The 17,725-nt window shown below is 63.5% G+C and carries 17 protein-coding genes and 2 riboswitches; of the genes, 9 read left to right on the top strand and 8 right to left on the bottom strand.

Annotated features, from left to right (window positions below; translation table 11 throughout):
- Nucleotides 1–152 precede the first annotated feature (152 nt).
- Nucleotides 153–1,211 carry an RNase H family protein gene (locus tag M1D51_RS16985; RefSeq protein WP_458107330.1) on the top strand — a complete coding sequence of 353 codons (1,059 nt, stop codon included), beginning with the start codon at nt 153–155 and terminating at the stop codon, nt 1,209–1,211.
- Nucleotides 1,212–1,432: 221 nt separating this feature from the next.
- On the opposite strand, the gene M1D51_RS16980 is transcribed toward M1D51_RS16985, so the two are convergent.
- The 4 genes from M1D51_RS16980 to M1D51_RS16965 all read right to left on the bottom strand — a co-directional run bounded on the left by M1D51_RS16980 (nt 1,433) and on the right by M1D51_RS16965 (nt 4,830).
- A complete protein-coding gene (locus M1D51_RS16980; RefSeq protein ID WP_458107329.1) occupies nt 1,433–1,723 on the bottom strand; it encodes a WXG100 family type VII secretion target in 291 nt (96 codons plus the stop codon).
- A 207-nt stretch (nt 1,724–1,930) separates the two neighbouring features.
- The gene (locus M1D51_RS16975; protein WP_458107328.1) at nt 1,931–3,397 is read right to left on the bottom strand and encodes an ATP-binding protein; all 1,467 of its coding nucleotides are present in this window, start codon (nt 3,395–3,397) and stop codon (nt 1,931–1,933) included.
- Nucleotides 3,398–3,399: 2 nt separating this feature from the next.
- On the bottom strand, nt 3,400–4,110 hold the full coding sequence (locus M1D51_RS16970) for a response regulator transcription factor (RefSeq protein WP_026543233.1): 711 nt from the start codon (nt 4,108–4,110) through the stop codon (nt 3,400–3,402).
- Nucleotides 4,111–4,197: 87 nt separating this feature from the next.
- Complete coding sequence (locus M1D51_RS16965) at nt 4,198–4,830, bottom strand: LysE/ArgO family amino acid transporter (protein ID WP_458107327.1); 633 nt, start codon at nt 4,828–4,830, stop codon at nt 4,198–4,200.
- A gap of 69 nt (nt 4,831–4,899) precedes the next feature.
- Here M1D51_RS16965 and M1D51_RS16960 point away from each other — a divergent pair, with 69 nt between their 5' ends.
- Together M1D51_RS16960 and M1D51_RS16955 are read left to right on the top strand one after the other, a co-directional pair.
- A complete protein-coding gene (locus tag M1D51_RS16960) occupies nt 4,900–5,823 on the top strand; it encodes a LysR family transcriptional regulator ArgP (protein ID WP_458107326.1) in 924 nt (307 codons plus the stop codon).
- Between the two features lie 86 nt (nt 5,824–5,909).
- Nucleotides 5,910–6,134, top strand: coding sequence for a hypothetical protein (locus M1D51_RS16955; protein WP_458107325.1), 225 nt, complete (start codon nt 5,910–5,912; stop codon nt 6,132–6,134).
- A gap of 13 nt (nt 6,135–6,147) precedes the next feature.
- Here M1D51_RS16955 and M1D51_RS16950 read toward each other — a convergent pair whose 3' ends face one another.
- The 3 genes from M1D51_RS16950 to M1D51_RS16940 form a co-directional block, all read right to left on the bottom strand.
- Nucleotides 6,148–7,806, bottom strand: a complete 1,659-nt coding sequence (locus tag M1D51_RS16950; RefSeq protein WP_458107324.1) for a DNA repair helicase XPB — start codon at nt 7,804–7,806, stop codon at nt 6,148–6,150.
- A 13-nt stretch (nt 7,807–7,819) separates the two neighbouring features.
- On the bottom strand, nt 7,820–10,285 hold the full coding sequence (locus M1D51_RS16945; protein ID WP_458107323.1) for a helicase-associated domain-containing protein: 2,466 nt from the start codon (nt 10,283–10,285) through the stop codon (nt 7,820–7,822).
- Between the two features lie 68 nt (nt 10,286–10,353).
- On the bottom strand, nt 10,354–10,569 hold the full coding sequence (locus tag M1D51_RS16940; RefSeq protein WP_172323011.1) for a hypothetical protein: 216 nt from the start codon (nt 10,567–10,569) through the stop codon (nt 10,354–10,356).
- A gap of 216 nt (nt 10,570–10,785) precedes the next feature.
- Here M1D51_RS16940 and M1D51_RS16935 point away from each other — a divergent pair, with 216 nt between their 5' ends.
- The 3 genes from M1D51_RS16935 to M1D51_RS16925 are packed head-to-tail and all read left to right on the top strand — an operon-like array spanning nt 10,786 to nt 13,173.
- Nucleotides 10,786–11,169, top strand: a complete 384-nt coding sequence (locus M1D51_RS16935; RefSeq protein ID WP_026543217.1) for a cold-shock protein — start codon at nt 10,786–10,788, stop codon at nt 11,167–11,169.
- An 8-nt stretch (nt 11,170–11,177) separates the two neighbouring features.
- Nucleotides 11,178–11,816: a DUF3027 domain-containing protein gene (locus M1D51_RS16930; protein ID WP_458107322.1), complete on the top strand. Its 639-nt coding sequence runs from the start codon at nt 11,178–11,180 to the stop codon at nt 11,814–11,816.
- 43 nt (nt 11,817–11,859) lie between these two features.
- The gene (locus M1D51_RS16925; RefSeq protein WP_458107321.1) at nt 11,860–13,173 is read left to right on the top strand and encodes an MFS transporter; all 1,314 of its coding nucleotides are present in this window, start codon (nt 11,860–11,862) and stop codon (nt 13,171–13,173) included.
- Nucleotides 13,174–13,239: 66 nt separating this feature from the next.
- On the opposite strand, the gene serC is transcribed toward M1D51_RS16925, so the two are convergent.
- Nucleotides 13,240–14,370 (bottom strand): phosphoserine transaminase, encoded by a 1,131-nt coding sequence (gene serC, locus M1D51_RS16920; RefSeq protein ID WP_172323008.1) that lies wholly within the window; start codon nt 14,368–14,370, stop codon nt 13,240–13,242.
- Nucleotides 14,371–14,664: 294 nt separating this feature from the next.
- On the opposite strand from serC, the gene M1D51_RS16915 reads away from it, so the two are divergent.
- The 3 genes from M1D51_RS16915 (at nt 14,665) to M1D51_RS16905 (ending at nt 17,677) form a co-directional block, all read left to right on the top strand.
- The gene (locus M1D51_RS16915) at nt 14,665–15,360 is read left to right on the top strand and encodes a metal-dependent transcriptional regulator (RefSeq protein ID WP_458107320.1); all 696 of its coding nucleotides are present in this window, start codon (nt 14,665–14,667) and stop codon (nt 15,358–15,360) included.
- A gap of 192 nt (nt 15,361–15,552) precedes the next feature.
- Nucleotides 15,553–15,782, top strand: a riboswitch (cyclic di-AMP (ydaO/yuaA leader).
- 6 nt (nt 15,783–15,788) lie between these two features.
- Entirely contained in the window at nt 15,789–16,619 is an 831-nt protein-coding gene (locus M1D51_RS16910; protein ID WP_172323006.1) for a M23 family metallopeptidase, read from the top strand.
- Nucleotides 16,620–16,764: 145 nt separating this feature from the next.
- Nucleotides 16,765–16,926: riboswitch (cyclic di-AMP (ydaO/yuaA leader) on the top strand.
- Nucleotides 16,927–16,930: 4 nt separating this feature from the next.
- On the top strand, nt 16,931–17,677 hold the full coding sequence (locus M1D51_RS16905; RefSeq protein WP_458107319.1) for a C40 family peptidase: 747 nt from the start codon (nt 16,931–16,933) through the stop codon (nt 17,675–17,677).
- Nucleotides 17,678–17,725 lie beyond the last annotated feature (48 nt).

Here is a 17,725-nt window from a genome sequence, read left to right as displayed (position 1 = left end):
CCCTCACCTTTTGGTGGGGGTCGCCGTTTTGCTGTGCACACCCAAGTAGGTAGCAGCAGATGCCGTTATGAGAGCTCACAACGGCAGCTATTGCTACCTACCTGGGTACGATCACGGATTCAGTGTCGGTGGGGTCTGGCAGGATTAACGTCATGACGATTATTGCTTCCGCCGATGGGTCCGCCCTCGGCAATCCTGGGCCGGCCGGTTGGGCCTGGTACGTTGATGACTCCTGTTGGCGCGCAGGGGGCTGGCCGCACGGCACCAACAATCAGGGTGAGCTCATGGCTGTCCTGGATCTGTTCCGCTCCACGGCACATGTGCCGGACGAAGAACTCCTGATTCTTTGCGACAGCCAGTACGTCATAAATTGCATCAGCAAGTGGATGCCGGGATGGAAACGTAAAGGATGGCGCAAAGCCGACGGCAAGCCTGTGCTGAACGTGGACCTGCTCAAGGAGATTGACCAAGCAATAGTTGGCCGCAAATACACGTTCGAATGGGTCAAGGGGCACGCTGGCCACGACCTCAACGAGGCTGCCGATGAGCGGGCACGCGCTGCAGCAACGGCCTTCCAACAGGGCGTAGCCCACCGGAGTGGTCCGGGGTTCCCCGGCGCGTCCGGGCAGGACCGCGCGCTGGTGAACACCTCGTCCCAGGGCGGAACACAGAACCTCGCCCAGACCATCACGTTGGAACCGGTGCAAGCAGAGATTCCTGCGCCAGCGCAAGCTAGGGTTGCCGCCACCACCCCGTCCCGGATGGAACGAAGCTCCCGCCCGCATTTTGAACCCACCCTCTTTGGGGAGTCCGGGATCTTTGGTCAGCCTGATCTTTTCAGTGAACTCGAGGACGCTTCCACCCAGGAGCTCTCCGCCGAAGAGACAGTGCTTGCCCTGGAACGGGAGCTCCTCCGACCCGATGTTCGCGCTGACATCGGCAGGATCGGAGTGCTGCTCCACCCGGACTTCGCCGAGATTGGCAGCTCGGGACGGTTCTGGACCCGGGACGCCATGATGATGGCCTTGGAGGAAGATCCCGGCGAACCCACCGACCTTGAACTGCTGAGTGCTGACCGCCTCAGCGAGAACACCATCCTGCTCACATACCGCAGCTTCGGCCATGCAGGCTCGGCTCTGCGCAGTTCTGTGTGGATGCTGGACCGCGGCCAATGGCGGCTTCGGTTCCACCAAGGAACGCTGGAGAGCTAGGGCTAGAGGGAGAGCTAGAGCTAGGGCTAGAGCTAGGGGGCCTGACAACGGGGGCTCTGGAAGTTCAGGGCTCCGGAAGTTCCGAGTCTCTGGAAGTTCAGGGCTCTGTAAGGCCGAGTCTCCGGAAGTTCAGAGACTCCTGCCCTTTGACTCATGACCTGCAGGGCCGGCATGCACAGGGGGAAGACAGCCGGCCCCGCAGGAGTTCATGGGACGGGTACTCAGTAGGCGAAGCGCTGGGTGTTGCCCTGCTCCACCTCGGAGTAACTGGCTGCCGCCGAGGACAATGCCAGGTTGATGGAGGCGAGCGAGGCCTCCACCTTGCTCTGGGTCAGTGACCATTCGAGGATCAAGGATTGGAAATTGGTGGCGGCGGATCCGCGCCATGTTGCCTCAAGTTCTTCCAAGCCCCGTCGCATGGCCTGGACATCGGAACTGATCCGATCCACGGTTCCTTTGACGTTGGCTGACTTGAGTTGAAGCAGTTCGGTATCGACGGTGATGACGCTCATGGATGGTGCCTTTCGACGAAGCTGTTCCGCAGGTTGCGGTGGGATGCGTGGGCCACATCATTGAGCCTAGGCACCGCCCCCCGGCCCCGAAACACAGCTTCGCCGCTATGTGGACAACACAGCTATGTGGACAACCCGGCTAAGTGGACAACGCCGCTAAGTGGACAGCCCCGCTACCCGCAGAACCTCGCTGGGTAGGCAATGCCGCTAGCTGGATACCAGCTCGGCCGGTTCTTCACGGAATGGCAGGCTGACAATCATGGTGGCACCGCCGCCGTCGGTCTCCGTGACCCGGACTGTACCGCCGTGCGAACCCACAATGGCAGCAACAATGGCCAGTCCCAGTCCGCTCCCGCCGGTCTCCCGGGTCCTGGAGGTATCCGCGCGGTAGAAGCGCTCGAAGATCTTGTTGGTCTCTGACTCCGGAATGCCCGGCCCGTGATCGCGGATCTCGATCACGGAAACCCGACCCGCGGGAGTGTCCCGAACACCGACAGCGAGTTCCATGGGGCTTCCCTCGGGGGTGTACCGCAGTGCGTTGCCCACCAGGTTGCCAATGACCTGGCGTAGTTTGGCCTCGTCACCTTGGACGGGAGCTGCAGCGGGGGAGTCTCCGTCGAGTCCTGTGAGGGTGATGTTCCGGTCTGCCGTTGATGCCTTGGTATCAACTACGGCATCGTGGGCAAGGAGTTGGAGGTCCACGGGCTTGAGTTGAAGGGGACGCTGCTCGTCCAGGCGGGCCAGCATCAACAGGTCCTCCACCATGGAGCCCATGCGCTTGGCTTCGCTCTCGATCCTGCCCATGGCCATTGCGACGTCTTCCTCGCTGGTCAGCGCACCGTGGCGGTAGAGCTCCGAGAAACCGCGGATGGTTACCAAGGGCGTGCGAAGCTCGTGGGAGGCGTCGGCGGCGAAGCGGCGCATGCGCCCCTCGGAAGCAGCGCGGGCCGCAAAGGAGGCCTCGATGTGCGCGAGCATGGCATTCAAGGAGCCGCCGAGTCTGCCGACTTCGGTGTGCGGGTTGTCGATTTCCACGCGGCGGGAGAGATCACCGGCGGCGATGGCAGCGGCCGTTTTTTCCACCTTGGCCAGTGGCCTGAAGGATCGGGCCACTGTCCAGGTGGCGATGAAGAAGGCAAGTACCAGGGTCAAGAGGCCAACGCCGACTACCACCAGGGCGGCATGTTCCATGACTTTGTCCACGGGCGTCAGCGGCAGTCCGATGATGACCACGCCGTTTTGTCCATCATTGGTTGCCACCCCCACGGCAACTACACGCCAGTCGGTCCCGCCTGTGCCCCTGACCTGGAAGGGGGTATTGCCACGCTGTTTCGCCTCAGCCAGGGTGATATTGGAAATCGCGGGACGATCAGTCTGGCTGCCGCCCAATTGGTAAGGATCAAAGCCGTCGACGTACAGCGTGAGCGAGTAGTCCGTGGGCACAGCGGAGTCGTTGGGCGCCGTGGGGTTCGGACTGGACAGATTGTTGAATCCGCCCTGCTGTTGCGCCAGCGCGACCGCAGCCTTGAGTTTGTCATCCACCTGGCCTTGCAGGTAGCTCTTGACCAGCGTGAGCGTTCCCGCACCCGTGGCGGCCAGGGCCAACAGCAGCAGGCCCATGATGATGGCGACGAGCTGCGACCTCAGAGACGCCGCTTTCCAGCGTTGCAGCAAGGTCAGCGCTTCTCTGCCGTCCGCAGCACGTAGCCCACGCCGCGCTTGGTCTGGATCAGGGCGGCGGCATCGGGATCGATGTCCACTTTGCGGCGCAGGTAGGAAATGTAGGACTCCACGATCGAGGCGTCACCGTTGAAGTCATATTCCCAAACGTGGTCCAGGATCTGTGCCTTGGACAGTACTCGGTTGGGGTTGAGCATGAGGTAGCGCAGGAGCTTGAACTCGGTGGGGGACAGCTCGATGACAGTTCCGCCGCGGCGGACCTCATGGGCGTCGTCGTCGAGTTCGAGGTCGTCGACGCGGATCACGGCGTCGTCGTCCTCCAGGGGTTGGGTGCGTCGGAGAACAGCGCGGATGCGGGCCACCACCTCGTCCAGGCTGAACGGCTTGGTGACGTAGTCGTCCCCGCCCACGGTCAGGCCGGTGACTTTGTCCTCGGTGTCGTCCTTCGCAGTGAGGAACAGGACGGGGAAGTGCTTGCCGGCTGCGCGGAGGCGGCGCGTCACGGTGAAACCATCCATGTCCGGGAGCATGACGTCCAGGACGGCGAGGTCCGGAGCATGCAGATCCGCTGCAGCGAGTGCTTCGCGGCCATTGGATGCGGCGACGACCTCGAAACCTGCAAAACGCAGGGACGTGGAGAGCAGCTCGCGGATGTTGGGTTCGTCATCGACGACAAGGAGCTTGGCTTCGGGGCCGTTCTTTTTCATGACACCCATAATGCTCCCAGAATCTGGGAGTTATCTGGACGCTGCATGTGAGCCATCTGCGTGCCGTTCACGTGCCACATGCATCGGTCAAGCCCCCAGTACCAGGCCCGCCCCTAACGCCACCATGGTCACGGCGATGCCACCGTCCAGGAACCGCCATGACAAAGGCCGGGCAAAGAAGCCTCGAAGGAAGCGTGCGCCAAATCCAAGGGAGCAGAACCATAAGATGCTGCCAAGCATGGCCCCGGCGCCGAACCACCATTGCAGGGGAGTGCCTTGGGCGTTGGCTATGGAACCGATCAAGGCGATGTCCAGGTACACATGGGGGTTGAGCCATGTCAGGGCCAGGACGGTGGTGATGGCCGCCGCGAGGCCGCGTTTCGCGCCGCCGTCGTGGCTTGGCTCTTGCGTCGTCAGCGATTGTGGACGCAGTGCGCGCCTGGCGGCCAGCAGGCCATACGTCACAAGGAAGGCGGCGCCTACGTAGCGGAGGACGACGACGGCGGCAGGGGCTGCCGTGATCAGCGCGCCGGTGCCTAGTACCCCGGCAGCGATCAGCACGGCGTCGGACAGGGCGCAAACAGCAACAATGGGCACGAGGTGTTCGCCTCGGATTCCTTGTCGCAGCACGAAGGCGTTCTGTGCGCCGATGGCAACGATCAAGGCCAGGCCTGTAGCAAGCCCCAGACCCGCGGATTGGAGGAAGTCGGTGTAGTTCACCCTTCCGAAATTACGGTGACCTGAATGTTTAGACCAGCTAATGATTCTGATGCAGCCTAAGATCTACTTATGTCGCACTTTCCATCCGAGCAACTGCTGACCTTTGCCACCGTGCTGTCCGAAGGCACGTTGGACTCTGCGGCGCGGGTTCTGCACATCACGCCCTCGGCGGTGTCCCAGCGCTTGAAGGCCCTTGAACAGACGGCCGGCCGGGTCTTGATGCAGCGGAGTAATCCGGCCAAGGCCACAGAAGCCGGGGAAGTGGTCCTTCGCCTGGCCCGCCAAGTCGCCCAACTGGAAGCTGATGCCGGAAGGGAACTTGGGCTGGGTACTGACGGTGCACATCTCGCCGTGCCGATCGTGGTCAACGCGGACTCCCTGGCTGTGTGGTTCCTGCAGGCCCTGGTGCGCATTCCCGGTGATCTGAACGTCACGTTCGATCTGCACAGGGATGATGAACAGCACTCCACGTCCTTACTGCGCTCGGGTACGGTCATGGCTGCGGTGACAGCCACCCCCGAGCCTGTCCAGGGCTGCCGGGTGGAGAGCCTCGGCATCATGCGGTATCGCGCTGTGGCGGCACCGGACTACGTGAAGCTGTGGTTCCCGGAGTTCCCCAAGGGACTGGACGGGGAAGCCCTCAACGCCGCTCCCACCGTGGACTTCGACCGCAAGGACACCTATCAGTGGGCCTTTGTGCAGTCGTGGCCGGGCGCGAACGGTCAGCCTGTGACAGAACGGCGCGGGCCTCGCCATTATGTTCCGGCCTCGCACGACTTTGGTGACGCGATCCGGCTTGGCTTGGGCTGGGGATTGATTCCGGAGATCCAGTGCCGGCCGGACATTGCCGAGGGGCGCCTCTTGGAGCTTGCCCCGGAGAAGCCCTTCGATGTCCCGCTCTATTGGCAGCGATGGAAGACGGCGTCCAGGGTTTTGGATGTTCTCAGCGATACGGTCCGGGAGGTGTCAGCGCGCTACCTCACCATCCCGTGAGCGGGACCATCCCTCAAACGGGGCTAAATCCGAACACGCCCATGGATGCTTCCAATAATGTCAGTGCCCCGTTCCACACTTAAACCATGGCAAACACAGCAGCTCCAGTCAGCATCCACCAGCACCAGGACACCGCGGACATTGAGTTCCACGTGACCTACCTCGACACTGAGACGGGCCGGGTGCGGCGTGAGGACTTCCATGACCTCGCAGCCGCGGAGCGCTTCGCCAGTGCCCAGCTCCGTGATGAGCACGGCTGGGCCGTGGTGGACCACGTCACCGTCCAGCAGAGCAGCCGAATGGTTGCCTAGGACCTAACCTGCACTATTCCGGCCGCCCGGCGTCCTTGCCCACATCCTTGGCATCCATGATCCGGTAGGCGTAGCCCTGTTCGGCGAGGAACCGCTGCCGTTTGGCGGCGAAGTCCTGGTCCAGGGTGTCTCGGGCCACCAAGGAGTAGAAGCGGGCCGCCCGGCCATCCTGCTTGGGGCGCAGGAGCCGGCCCAAACGCTGGGCTTCCTCCTGGCGTGAGCCAAAAGAACCCGAGACCTGGATGGCGACCGACGCTTCCGGAAGGTCGATCGAGAAGTTGGCCACCTTGGACACCACCAAGGTCTGGATCTCGCCTTTGCGGAAAGCATCGAAGAGTTTTTGCCGGGCCTTGACACTGGTTTCGCCCTTGATCAGGGGAGCATCCAGGCGTTCTGCGATCTCATCCAGTTGGTCAATGTACTGGCCAATGACCAGCAACTGTTCGCCCTTGTGGACTGCTACAAGGTCTTCCACCAGCTTGGTCTTGGTTTCCGAGGTGGCGCAGAGGCGGTACTTGTCGGCGTCGTCAGCCATGGCGTAAGCCACCCGCTCGTCCCGCGGGAGGTCCACCCGGAGTTCCACGCAGTCGGCGGGCGCTATGTAGCCCTGGGCCTCGATGTCTTTCCACGGGGCGTCGTACCGCTTGGGACCGATCAGGCTGAAGACCTCCCCTTCCCGGCCGTCTTCCCGCACCAGCGTTGCCGTGAGACCGAGCCGGCGCCTGGCTTGGAGGTCGGCGGTCATGCGGAAGATGGGAGCAGGCAGCAGATGGACCTCGTCATAGATAATGAGTCCCCAATCGTGCCCGTCCACCAGTTCAAGGTGCGGGTAAAGCCCGCCACGCTTGGTGGTCAGGACTTGGTAGGTGGCAATCGTGACTGGCCGGACTTCCTTGACCGCGCCGGAGTACTCGCCGATCTCGTCTTCTGTCAGGGATGTGCGCTTGAGGAGCTCATCCTTCCACTGCCGCGCCGAGACAGTGTTGGTGACCAGGATCAGGGTGGTGGTGGACGAGGTCGCCATCGCGGCCGCCCCCACCAGGGTTTTGCCTGCACCACAGGGAAGCACCACCACGCCGCTGCCGCCGGCCCAGAAGTTCTCCGTTGCCAGCTTCTGGTAAGGACGCAGTTCCCAGCCGCTTTCGTCCAGCATGATGAGGTGGGGTTGCCCGTCCACATAACCGGCCAGGTCCTCCGCGGGCCACCCCAGCTTGAGCAGCAGCTGCTTCAACTGTCCACGTTGGGAGGAATGGACCACCACAGTTTCGCCGTCGATGCGCGGCCCCAGCAGGGGAGCGATCTTTTTGGCACGGATGACTTCCTCCAATACGGGGTAGTCATCAGTCCGCATCACCAGCCCGTGCTGGGTGTCCTTCTCCAGGCGCAGCCGGCCATAGCGGGACATGGTCTCTTCAATGTCGATCAGCAGGGCGTGCGGCACTGGGAAGCGGGAGTACTTCAGCAGGGTGTCCAGCACCTGCTCCGCGTCCAGGCCAGCTGCCCGCGCGTTCCACAGTCCCAATGGCGTCAACCGGTAGCTGTGCATGTGCTCAGGGGCGCGTTCCAACTCCGCAAAGGCCGCAATGGCGTGCCGTGCCTCGGTGGCGAGTTCGTGGTCGACTTCCAGCAGGATGGTCTTATCACTTTGTACGATCAGCGGACCGTCGGTCACTATTGATTCCTCTTCATGAACGCAGGTCTCCTGCTGGTTCCACATCAATGATCCGGTGGATGGACAGCACCCGTTCGGTGTCTTTCGCGGGGTCGAACACCCTGACGCGTCCACCGGAGACGGATACAGGAACAACGGTTTCGGTGTTGGCATTCCCCAAACTGTCCACCACGTTCATGGTGACGGCCTGTTTGAGCCGGATGGCCGTTTGGAGGGTCTCCAGGCCCAGCTGGGTGGATGCTTCGCCGGCTGCTTCGGACCGCACCCCGCGGTGCTGCCGCAGGACCGACAACTGAGCGTCAACGTCGTCGTCCGGCGGAGCCGTTCGCGGAGCGGTGTAGACAGGGCGGGCACTGCCCGGCACCGCTGTTGTCCGTTTGAAACGCACGACGGCGGGTTCGGCCTCCTGCACGGCAGGCGATAGTCCCAGCTCGCGCAGCACACGCGCGGTTTCGCGGGGGCTGGCCGAAGAGGTCAGGACAGTCGGAGCGATACGCACCAAGCTCAAAACCGATGTACGGGCCTCGTTCAACAAATCGGTGATGGCGGTTTCGTCATCGCTTTGGATGAAGCTGGCACTGGTGCCGATCCGTAGGCGGCCATGGCGGGACGCTGTGTCCTGGACGAGGTACGCCAAAGGTTGGGGCACCTCCGTGGCCGAGTGCTCACGCAGGAACGCCAACAGCGATTCCGCGTCCTGTCCGGCGTCGAGCGCCCTGCGGATGGTGGCAGCGGAGAAACGGTAGATGGACGCCGGACCCTGGCCCTCGGCGTCGGCCATCAAGAGCAGGGTCTCGCTAAGCTCCGGCGCCAAGTAGCCCGGGGCCACCGCGGTGAGGTCGGCCTGGAGGAGGATGTGGTTCACTGCGGCGGGCAAATGCTCACCCAGGATGGTCATGGCCTGTTCGGGTTGGCCGTCTGCCATGGCGGCGCCCAGCTGGGTGAGGGCGCCGGATCCCATCAGGCCAAGGAGCGTGGCTTCCTCAAGGATGCCGCGAACCAGTGAACTGAAACGCCGGGACATCCGAGGTTGCGACCATTCAGCCCGCTGCATGACAGCCCGGGCATCCAGGACGGGTGCTTTGCCATCCGGTGCTGCAGCCTCGACGGTGAGTTCATTCAGGATCTCAAGGACCCGGCGTCGGACCACGGGGGCATCGGGCCGCTGCGCTTCGGCGGACAACGCGTTGATGGTGGTACCGGCGGCGCCTTGATGGGATGCCGAGGATGCCGGGCCGGTGAGCGGCTGGCCCACCAAGGAAGGGGCGCGCTCGCTGGCCAGCCAGGCGTTGACCAACCAAAGCCACTGTTCCTGCCGGGGCAGGTTGAGCCACTCCAGGGACGGCGGCTGCACCCAAGTGGAGCTGTCCACGTCCAAGCGGAGCAGCCCGGCCATGGCACACAACTCCAGCAGCACGGCGGTCTCATGGACCCCCATGCGGATGGACTCGGCAAGTCGCCGCAGCTCGCGAACGCCCACACCACCGCTGCGCAGGGTAGCCAGGGGTTGCTCCCGGACGGAGAACAGCAATTCACCGGTCAGGCGCAGGATCTCGGCGATGGCACCCATGGCGGCGTTGCGTCGCAGGGCAGCGCTGGTGTGGCCAAGTTCCGGCACCGGGGGCGAGAGCGTGAAGTCGTCCACGATGGCGCCGCCGCGGAGCGCAAGCCCCACGCTGTGGGGAAGTTCCACGTGGCCGGCATCCAGTGGGACCAGCAAGCCGCGCGCCAACAGCCAGTCGATAGGCCCAACGTCGTGACTTTCGTGGGTGACGGAGGCCCGCCGCTGCGCCTGGGGTACTGCACCCATGGCCCAGCTGCCGAACTTGTCTAGGAGGCCGATGGTCCGTTCCGGCGCAGTAGCCAGGATGGAGCGGAGGTTCTCCGGCGTGGAGGTCCAGCGCTGGAGCGCAAGAGCGGCATCCATGGGTGTGCTGGCGGGGTGAATGCCGGCGCCGCTCTGGTGGAGCTCGGCCACCAGTTGCACTGCGCGCTGGGCAAAGGCAGGTTGCAGCCGCACCAATTCCGTATAGCTCCGGCCCAGGCCCGCGGGGTAGATGCCAATAACGTCCTTGAGGCTGCCCACGGGAAGGTAGAAGCGCTGGCGCGAGGACGTGGCCGGGGAACCGGCCGGCGGATCCGCGCGATGGACGAGGGCCAACTCCTGCAGCTTGGCAAGAATGGGATCCAGCGCGGACAGAGTGGAGCCGGCAATGACCTTCTTCAGGCCCGCCGCGGAGATACTATGGCCGGTGTCGGCATTGGTGCAGAGATGGAGCGCCTCCAGCACCTGCATCTCGGGCTTGTTCAGGCGTTCCAAAGCCCGCTGCACGCTGACGCGGGCGCTCGCCCTGGCAGCCAGGGCCGCAAAGTCGGGGGCCATGGGGGAGATCAGGTCCGGTCGCGCAGCAAACAAGGCCCGCAGCGAATCGTCGCTGCGCGCTTCCAGTTCCTTGCTGAGCGCGCGTATGAGGGACATCAATCCAACGTTACCGCCCCCGGGGCGTTGCTGCCTGTCAGCAGGTCAGTTGCTTGCAGGTGGGGCGATTATTGCCGGCGGCGCTGACGGACGGCGTCCAGCACCAGGACCACCGCAAGCATGAAGGCTGCCGGCAGGCCATAAAGGGCCGTTGACGTAATCCATACCGGGGCCGTGCTGCCGTTGTAGGCGATCGCCATGACAGCGCCAACGGCGGCCAGGGAGGCCACCGCGATGACGGCGGCAATGATCATGAGGGGGCGGCGGTAACCCGGGGAAGTCATGTCCTCAACGCTAGCAGCAGCGCCGTAACGGGTGGTATTGGTCCTGATCCTGTCCTCCGTGATCGCGGCAAAGCGGGAATAGCGGGCCGGGCAGGATAACCTTGAAGGAACAGACCAACACGGACCGGGCTGCCACCCTCGATCCCGCAGAACCCTGCGGATGCGGTGTTTGGCCCGACGTGTCTCCCACAGCAAGAAACGAAGAAGGTTGATTACGTGCCTACCGGCAAGGTCAAGTGGTATGACAAGGAAAAAGGCTTCGGATTCCTCGCGGCTGAGGACGGTCAGGAAGTCTTCCTGCCCAAGACGTCCCTGCCTGCGGGCGTAACGGAGCTCAAAGCCGGAACCCGTGTGGAGTTCGGCGTGGCCGACGGCCGCCGTGGAGCTCAGGCCCTGGGTTTGCGCGTCTTGGAAAAGACGCCTTCCATCGCCAAGGCCAAGCGGATGAATGCCAAGGACCTCGCCCCCATGGTGCAGGACCTTGTCACGGTTCTGGACAACCTGTCCGGCTCGTTGTCCTCCGGCAAGTACCCGGACGGTAACAAGGCCAAGGCCATCAGCCTGGCGCTGCGCAAGGTTGCCGACGAGCTGGAAGCCTAGGACCGGCCATGACATCGGAATCCGCACAGGATACAAAGGCCGGAAGGAACGCCCAGGCAAGCCCTGTGGGCGGCCCTGACGCTGCCCAGGCTCCTGGCACCGGGGGAGCCCCCGCGCGGAAGCCGGTTGCGGACAAGCCGCGCGCCGGTCTGCCCGTGTGGCGCACCGGCAAGCCGGACGCCTTCCTGGCTGCCGCCGTCGAGGTTGCCCGTGAAGCCGTGGAAGGTATTGCCAACCCCGGCGAGGTGGGCTCGCACCTGGGTGCCAAGTCCGAGGGTGACCGGGTGGTGACCCACCTGTTTGAATCACGACTTGCCGGCTACGGCGGGTGGCAGTGGTACGCCGTGGTGACCCGTAACTCGCGGTCCAAGATCGTCACCGTGAGCGAACTTGGCCTCTTGCCCTCAGAGGACTCCATCCTGGCCCCTGAATGGGTGCCGTGGGCCAAGCGGGTCCGTCCGGAGGACGAGACGCCGTTGGTGGAAGAAACCGTGGAGGATGTCACGGAAGAGTCGGTCCAGGCTGACGAAGACGAGGCCACTGAGCCCGTTGAGGAAGTTGAAGAACCCGAAGAGGCTGAAGAATTCGAAGAGGCTGAAGAGCCCGAGGACTCCGACGACGACTACCACGAACCCGGGGCTGAATAGGCGTTGCGGAAACCCGGGGTGACCACAGTGAAGGCGGACGCTGATGTCCACCTTTAGGTCACTGGGAATCCTCAATTACCGCATCTGGTTCTTCGGTGCCCTGATCTCCAACATCGGTACGTGGATGCAACGTACCGCACAGGACTGGCTGGTTTTTGACCACCTGACCGCACACGACGCCGGGGCCATGGGGATCACTTTGGCCCTCCAGCTGGGTCCCCAATTGTTCCTTGCCCCGTGGGCCGGGCTGCTGGCTGACCGGTACAGTCGGCGGAAACTGCTCCTCATCACCCTCGTAGCCATGGCACTTCTCAGCACGGGCCTGGGCATCCTGGTGTTGCTCGGAGTGGCTGAACTCTGGCACGTCTATATCTTCGCCTTGCTGCTGGGCATCGTGACCGCCCTCGACGCTCCCGTCCGTCAAACCTTTGTCTCCGAGCTGGTCAGCGACGAATACCTGCCCAATGCAGTGGCCCTCAACAGCGCCTCCTTCAACGTCGCACGAATGATCGGCCCGGCGGTCTCGGGTGTGCTGACGGTGGTGGTGGGCCCGGGCTGGGTGTTCCTCATCAACACGGTGTCCTTCGTAGCCATGCTCTGGGCACTGAAGCTCATCCCGGTGTCCTCGCTCCGGATCCAGCCCCGCGCCGCCGCGGGCAAAGGGCGGATCCGGGAGGGCCTCCGCTACGTCCGCAACAGACCCGATATCCAAGTTGTCCTGGTGGCCATCTTCATCGTGGGTACCTTCGGGCTGAACTTCCCCCTCTTCATCGCAGCCATGGTGGGTACTCAGTTCGGCATGGACGCCGGAGCATTCGGACTCCTGAACTCCGTCATGGCCATAGGATCCGTGACCGGCGCCCTCCTGGCTGCCCGACGCGGACGGCCCCGCTTGAGGTTGATCTTCGCGGCGGCAGGTGGTTTCGGTGTCGCCAGCGCCTTGGCAGCACTGGCTCCCAACGCCGTGCTCTTTGGCCTGGCCCTGATTCCTTGCGGCCTGTTCGCACTGACCCTGATCACCAGCGCCAACGGCTATGTCCAATCCACCACCGAGGCTGTCATGAGGGGGCGCGTCATGTCCTTGTACATGGCCATCTTCATGGGCGGTACTCCCATCGGAGCGCCGCTGGTGGGATGGGTGGCCAACGTTGGCGGGCCGCGATGGTCCGTCGGCGTCGCTGCGCTGGCCGGCGTCAGCACCGCCGTCGTGGGATTGGTATGGATCATCCGGGCGAAGCAGCTGCGCCTCCGCTTTGATCGCCGGGCCCGCGGGCTGAAGCATTTCCGGGTGGAGTCGCTGCTGGCCCGCCCGTTAATTGACGAGCACGACGACGACGCGAGGCGGCAGGGCGGATAAGGAGCTTTAAACGGCGGCGGCGCCGTTCGGGACCATCCGAACGACGCCGACTGGCAGCCGGTGCTGCTACTTCTTCAGCTCTCCCACCACGTAGTCGATGCTGGCCAGCAGGGCCGAAACGTCGTCTGGCTCAATGGCAACAAACGTAGCAATGCGCAGCTGGTTGCGGCCCAGCTTGCGGTAGGGCTCGGTATCCACCACGCCGTTGGCACGCAGCACCTTGGCGATCGCCGAGGCATCAATGGAGTCATCAAAATCGATGGTGGCGATCACGTTGGAACGGTCTTCAGCGTTTGTGACAAAGGGGGTGGCGTACTCTGAGGCCTCGGCCCAGGAGTAGATGCGGTTGGCGGAGTCGGCCGTGCGCTTGCTCGCAAAGTCCAAGCCACCGTTGCTGTTGAGCCACTGCACCTGGGCGTCCAGGGTTACCAGCGTGGACAGCGAAGGGGTGTTGTAGGTCTGGTTGAGCTTTGAGTTATCGATGGCGGTCTGCAGGTCCAGGAAGTCCGGGATCCAGCGGCCGGACGCCTTGATACGTGCCGCACGCTCCAGGGCGGCGGGGGAGAAGAGGCCCAACCAGAGGCCACCGTCAGAGGCGAAGTTCTTCTGAGGGGCGAAGTAGTAGACGTCGGACTCGGCGACGTCCACGTCCAACCCGCCTGCAGCGGAGGTGGCATCGACCAGGACCAGGGAGCCTTCGTCGGCGCCCTGGACCCGCTTGACGGGAGCGGCTACGCCCGTGGAGGTCTCGTTCTGGGGCCAGGCATAGACGTCGACGCCGGCCTCGGCTTGGGACACCGGGCGGGTGCCCGGCTCGGCCTTGATGATAGAGGAAGCGTCCAGGAACGGCGCCTTGTTGGTGGCGGCAGCAAACTTCGAACCGAACTCACCGAACGAGAGGTGCTGTGCTTTTTTCTCGACCAGGCCGAATGCGGCAACATCCCAAAAAGCTGTGGAACCGCCAACGCCGAGGACGACTTCGTAGCCCTCGGGCGCACGGAAGAACTGGCTGAGTCCTTCACGAACAGAACCCACGAGGTTCTTGACCGGAGCCTGGCGGTGGGACGTGCCCAGGATGGTGGACGAAGCGGCAGACAGTGCCTCGATCTGTTCCGGACGGACCTTGGAGGGTCCTGCGCCGAAGCGTCCGTCCTTGGGCAGCAGATCTGCGGGAATGGTGATGCTGTTGTCGCTCACGTGTGGCTCCAATGGGTATCGGCTAGAGATGGGTCGTGGCAGGTGGCATCAACTGCCCCTTCGACACCCCCAATTCTGCCTGACCCGGTGCGGAGGCAGGAACCTGCAGCCGTCATAGTCCGCCACGTGGAATGCCGGCCAACCATATGCGACCGGAATTATCCAGAGTAATTCCAAATAAGCTAGGCTGGTGGTTGGCGTCCATGGGGCGGCGGTGCACACCGGCCACCCTGGCAAGGGACGCTGTACGGTGGAGATTACGCAAGGAACTGCGTTCGAGGAGAGCTGAGCTGGATGACGGATCTGATCGATACCACTGAGATGTATCTTCGGACCATTTTGGAGCTTGAAGAAGAGAACATCGTGGCTCTCAGGGCCCGCATCGCCGAGCGGTTGCGGCACTCCGGTCCCACGGTTTCCCAGACCATCGGACGCATGGAGCGCGACGGCTTGGTGATTGTTTCCAACGACCGCCACCTGGAACTGACCGAGGTGGGACGCAAGCGAGCCACCGAGGTCATGCGCAAGCACCGCCTTGCCGAGCGGCTCCTGGCTGATGTCATCGGCCTGGACTGGGCTTATGTCCACGACGAAGCGTGTCGCTGGGAACACGTGATGAGCGAGCGTGTGGAACGGCGGCTGTACGAACTCCTGGAACACCCGACCGAATCTCCTTATGGCAACCCCATCCCGGGCCTCGAAGCGCTCGGTGGCCTTGCAAGTCAGCCTTTCCCCCGCCTCGATGTCAACCTCCTCCAGGCGATGGACGGGTATGCGGCCAATTCCCACGTGGCGGTCACCCGTTTGGCGGAGCCCATCCAGGTTGAGCCTGAACTCCTCACCCAGCTGGATGAAGGCGGGATCCGTCCCGGAGCAGCTGTGTCACTCGAGCGCGTTGGCGAATACATCTCCGTCCGGGTCCCCGGTATTGAGGGAGCCCTGGAGCTCCCGCCCGAGGTGGCGGCGCACGTCTTTGTCACCGTCGGCTGACACGCCTTTCCTGACGCGGTGTCATATCTCACTTTTGAGCTGATGGCGCGCGTGTGACCTGCGGTTTTCCGCAATTAGTGATAAGGGGCCGGCTCATCATGCCTCTTCCTGTTGATAACGAATTTATTACTGCGGGCCTTAATCCCCTATAGTTATCTACTAGCGCTGATACCAAAGCGTTACCTGTTCCGGAGCCGAGCTCTGCCAGCGGAACAGGTGTGTCATCCACCACTGGCAGAGGCGGGGGAACCACAAGCGGCTGTCTAAAGAAGCAGCCTTGGGGTGAAGTCCGCAGCAGAAGTGCCCATTTACGCAAGTCCCTCTTGGGATACCTGTGTGCCGTGAGCGCTTCGTGCGGACCGGGTCTTTGAACTCTCTGACCCGAATCCGACAGCTAACTTCGCAGGCTTTTGAGAGAGGAACAGAGTTTGACAACGCAGAACGTCAGGGGCCGCCGCCGCGCGTCGGGCCCCGCTGCTGAGCTGCGGCCAGCCCGCGTCGTATCGGAGATCCGGCCACGCGACACCGAACGCCAGGTGCGCCGCCGTAAGAGCCCGTTACGCCAGGTAGCCGACTTCGCCGCAGCCAGTGGTGTCGGGCAGAAGGCCGGAGTTGCGCTTGCCGCCACCGGACTTGCCCTGACTGTAGGTCTGCCGGCCACCAGCCCGGTCATGGCAACTTCCGAATCAGGCCAAACCGAGGCAGCCCTGGCTGTCACCGGTGGCAGCCAGCCCGAAGTGTCGGCTGCTGCATCGGCAAAAATCGACTTCAGCCGCGCCGCAGTTGCCACCGCCGCCGATCCTGATGGCAAGCTGAAGCAATTGCTCAGTGCGCAGTCCGCCGGAAGCATCCAGCGCGCCTCGTCCACGGGCACCATGGCCAGCCCCCTCGATACACTGACCACTGCTTCCCCCTTTGGCTACCGCATCAGCCCCCTCACGGGTGGTTCCGGTGACTTTCACCGCGGTCAGGACTTCGTAGCCCAGTGCGGCACGGCAGTCCATGCCGCAGCCAGCGGCAAGGTTACCTTTGCCGGGTGGCACGAGTACGGCGGAGGCAACCGCGTGGTGGTAGACCACGGAAACGGCCTTGAGACCACGTATAACCACCTGTCCTCCTTCACCGTCAAGGTGGGCCAGACTGTCAGTCGCGGCGACACTGTTGCGCTGAGCGGCACCACGGGCGCCTCCACTGGCTGCCACCTCCACTTTGAAGTACAGGTCAACGGTGAAGTTGTTGACCCCATGGGCTGGCTTTAGTCCATTTGATGGTCGTCTCTCGCATTCGTGACACACCCCGTGACCTGAATGTGACATTCACGTTCAACTGTTGTACCGTACAAAGCGCATCGGCTTTTTAGGGGGCCGGTGCACTTGAGTGGATTGCCTAGCTCTGCCACCGCTCAAGGTCCGTTCGCATAAATCGTCTGGCAGGGGCGGGGGAACCACTTCTGGTCTTCGTAAGAAGGCCTTGGGGTTAAGTCGCAAAAGCTTCCTTGAAGCAGCGCGGCCGGATGACTCCCATCCGAATCCGACAGCTCACCTCGCAGGCATTGGGAGAGGCTACCTACGTGTCATCACGCACTACCCCTGCGCGCCATCGCGCCGAATCGGTTCGTACGAACCCTTTGAACACGCTTTCCAAGGCTGTTTCATCCAACGCCGGTACCGTTGGCCGTCAGGCCGTCGTTCTGGCAGCAGCCTCAGGCCTCGTCCTTAGCGTCGGTCTGCCGGCCCAGGCAGCAGACACCGACGTTTCCAAGTCGGAAGCCTCCAGCACCCAGCAGATGGTCACCACTGCAGTAGTCACAGCAGAGCCCACCGCTACTGTCTCCTTCGAAAGCCCCGTCGTGGCCACCAAGGAAGCTCCCAAGGTTGTCCAGCGCGCTTCGCAGGCCACCCAGCGGACCGCGGCCAACGGCAACCAGACCACCGCAGGCGCCGTGACCGCGAAGTCCTCCGAAGCCAAGGACGCTGCTTCCAGCGCCGCCGCTTCCGGCCTCGCTGCGATCGCCTACACCGGCATCGGCCACCCGTACGTTTGGGGCGGCACCACGCCCAACGGCTGGGACTGCTCCGGCTTCACCCAGTGGGTTTACGCCCAGGCCGGGATCAGCATTCCCCGCGTCAACGCCTGGACGGCCATGAAGCCCACCAGCACCCCTGCTCCCGGTGACCTGGTCATGCAGAACGGTGGAGCACACGTTGGCATCTACGTCGGCAACGGCATGATGATCAGCGCTTTGAACCCTGGACAGGGCACGCTCCTGCACTCGGCTGCCTCCACGGGCACCTCCTCCTTCTTTACCCTCCGCTAGAAATAATCCAGTTCGGGGTTCGCCGGCATGCCCCACGTGCCGTCGCAC

Source organism: Arthrobacter sp. R3-55 (assembly GCF_054161505.1).
This window is presented reverse-complemented; position numbering and strand designations above follow the sequence as displayed.

Bases quoted from the DNA above. Each gene is read 5' to 3' on its own strand.
- M1D51_RS16960 (WP_458107326.1), top strand. From the start codon at position 4,900: ATGTCGCACTTTCCATCCGAGCAACTGCTGACCTTTGCCACCGTGCTG.
- M1D51_RS16915 (WP_458107320.1), top strand. From the start codon at position 14,665: ATGACGGATCTGATCGATACCACTGAGATGTATCTTCGGACCATTTTG.
- M1D51_RS16925 (WP_458107321.1), top strand. From the start codon at position 11,860: ATGTCCACCTTTAGGTCACTGGGAATCCTCAATTACCGCATCTGGTTC.
- M1D51_RS16970 (WP_026543233.1), bottom strand. From the start codon at position 4,110: ATGAAAAAGAACGGCCCCGAAGCCAAGCTCCTTGTCGTCGATGACGAA.
- M1D51_RS16980 (WP_458107329.1), bottom strand. From the start codon at position 1,723: ATGAGCGTCATCACCGTCGATACCGAACTGCTTCAACTCAAGTCAGCC.
- M1D51_RS16945 (WP_458107323.1), bottom strand. From the start codon at position 10,285: ATGTCCCTCATACGCGCGCTCAGCAAGGAACTGGAAGCGCGCAGCGAC.
- M1D51_RS16985 (WP_458107330.1), top strand. From the start codon at position 153: ATGACGATTATTGCTTCCGCCGATGGGTCCGCCCTCGGCAATCCTGGG.
- M1D51_RS16955 (WP_458107325.1), top strand. From the start codon at position 5,910: ATGGCAAACACAGCAGCTCCAGTCAGCATCCACCAGCACCAGGACACC.
- M1D51_RS16940 (WP_172323011.1), bottom strand. From the start codon at position 10,569: ATGACTTCCCCGGGTTACCGCCGCCCCCTCATGATCATTGCCGCCGTC.
- M1D51_RS16930 (WP_458107322.1), top strand. From the start codon at position 11,178: ATGACATCGGAATCCGCACAGGATACAAAGGCCGGAAGGAACGCCCAG.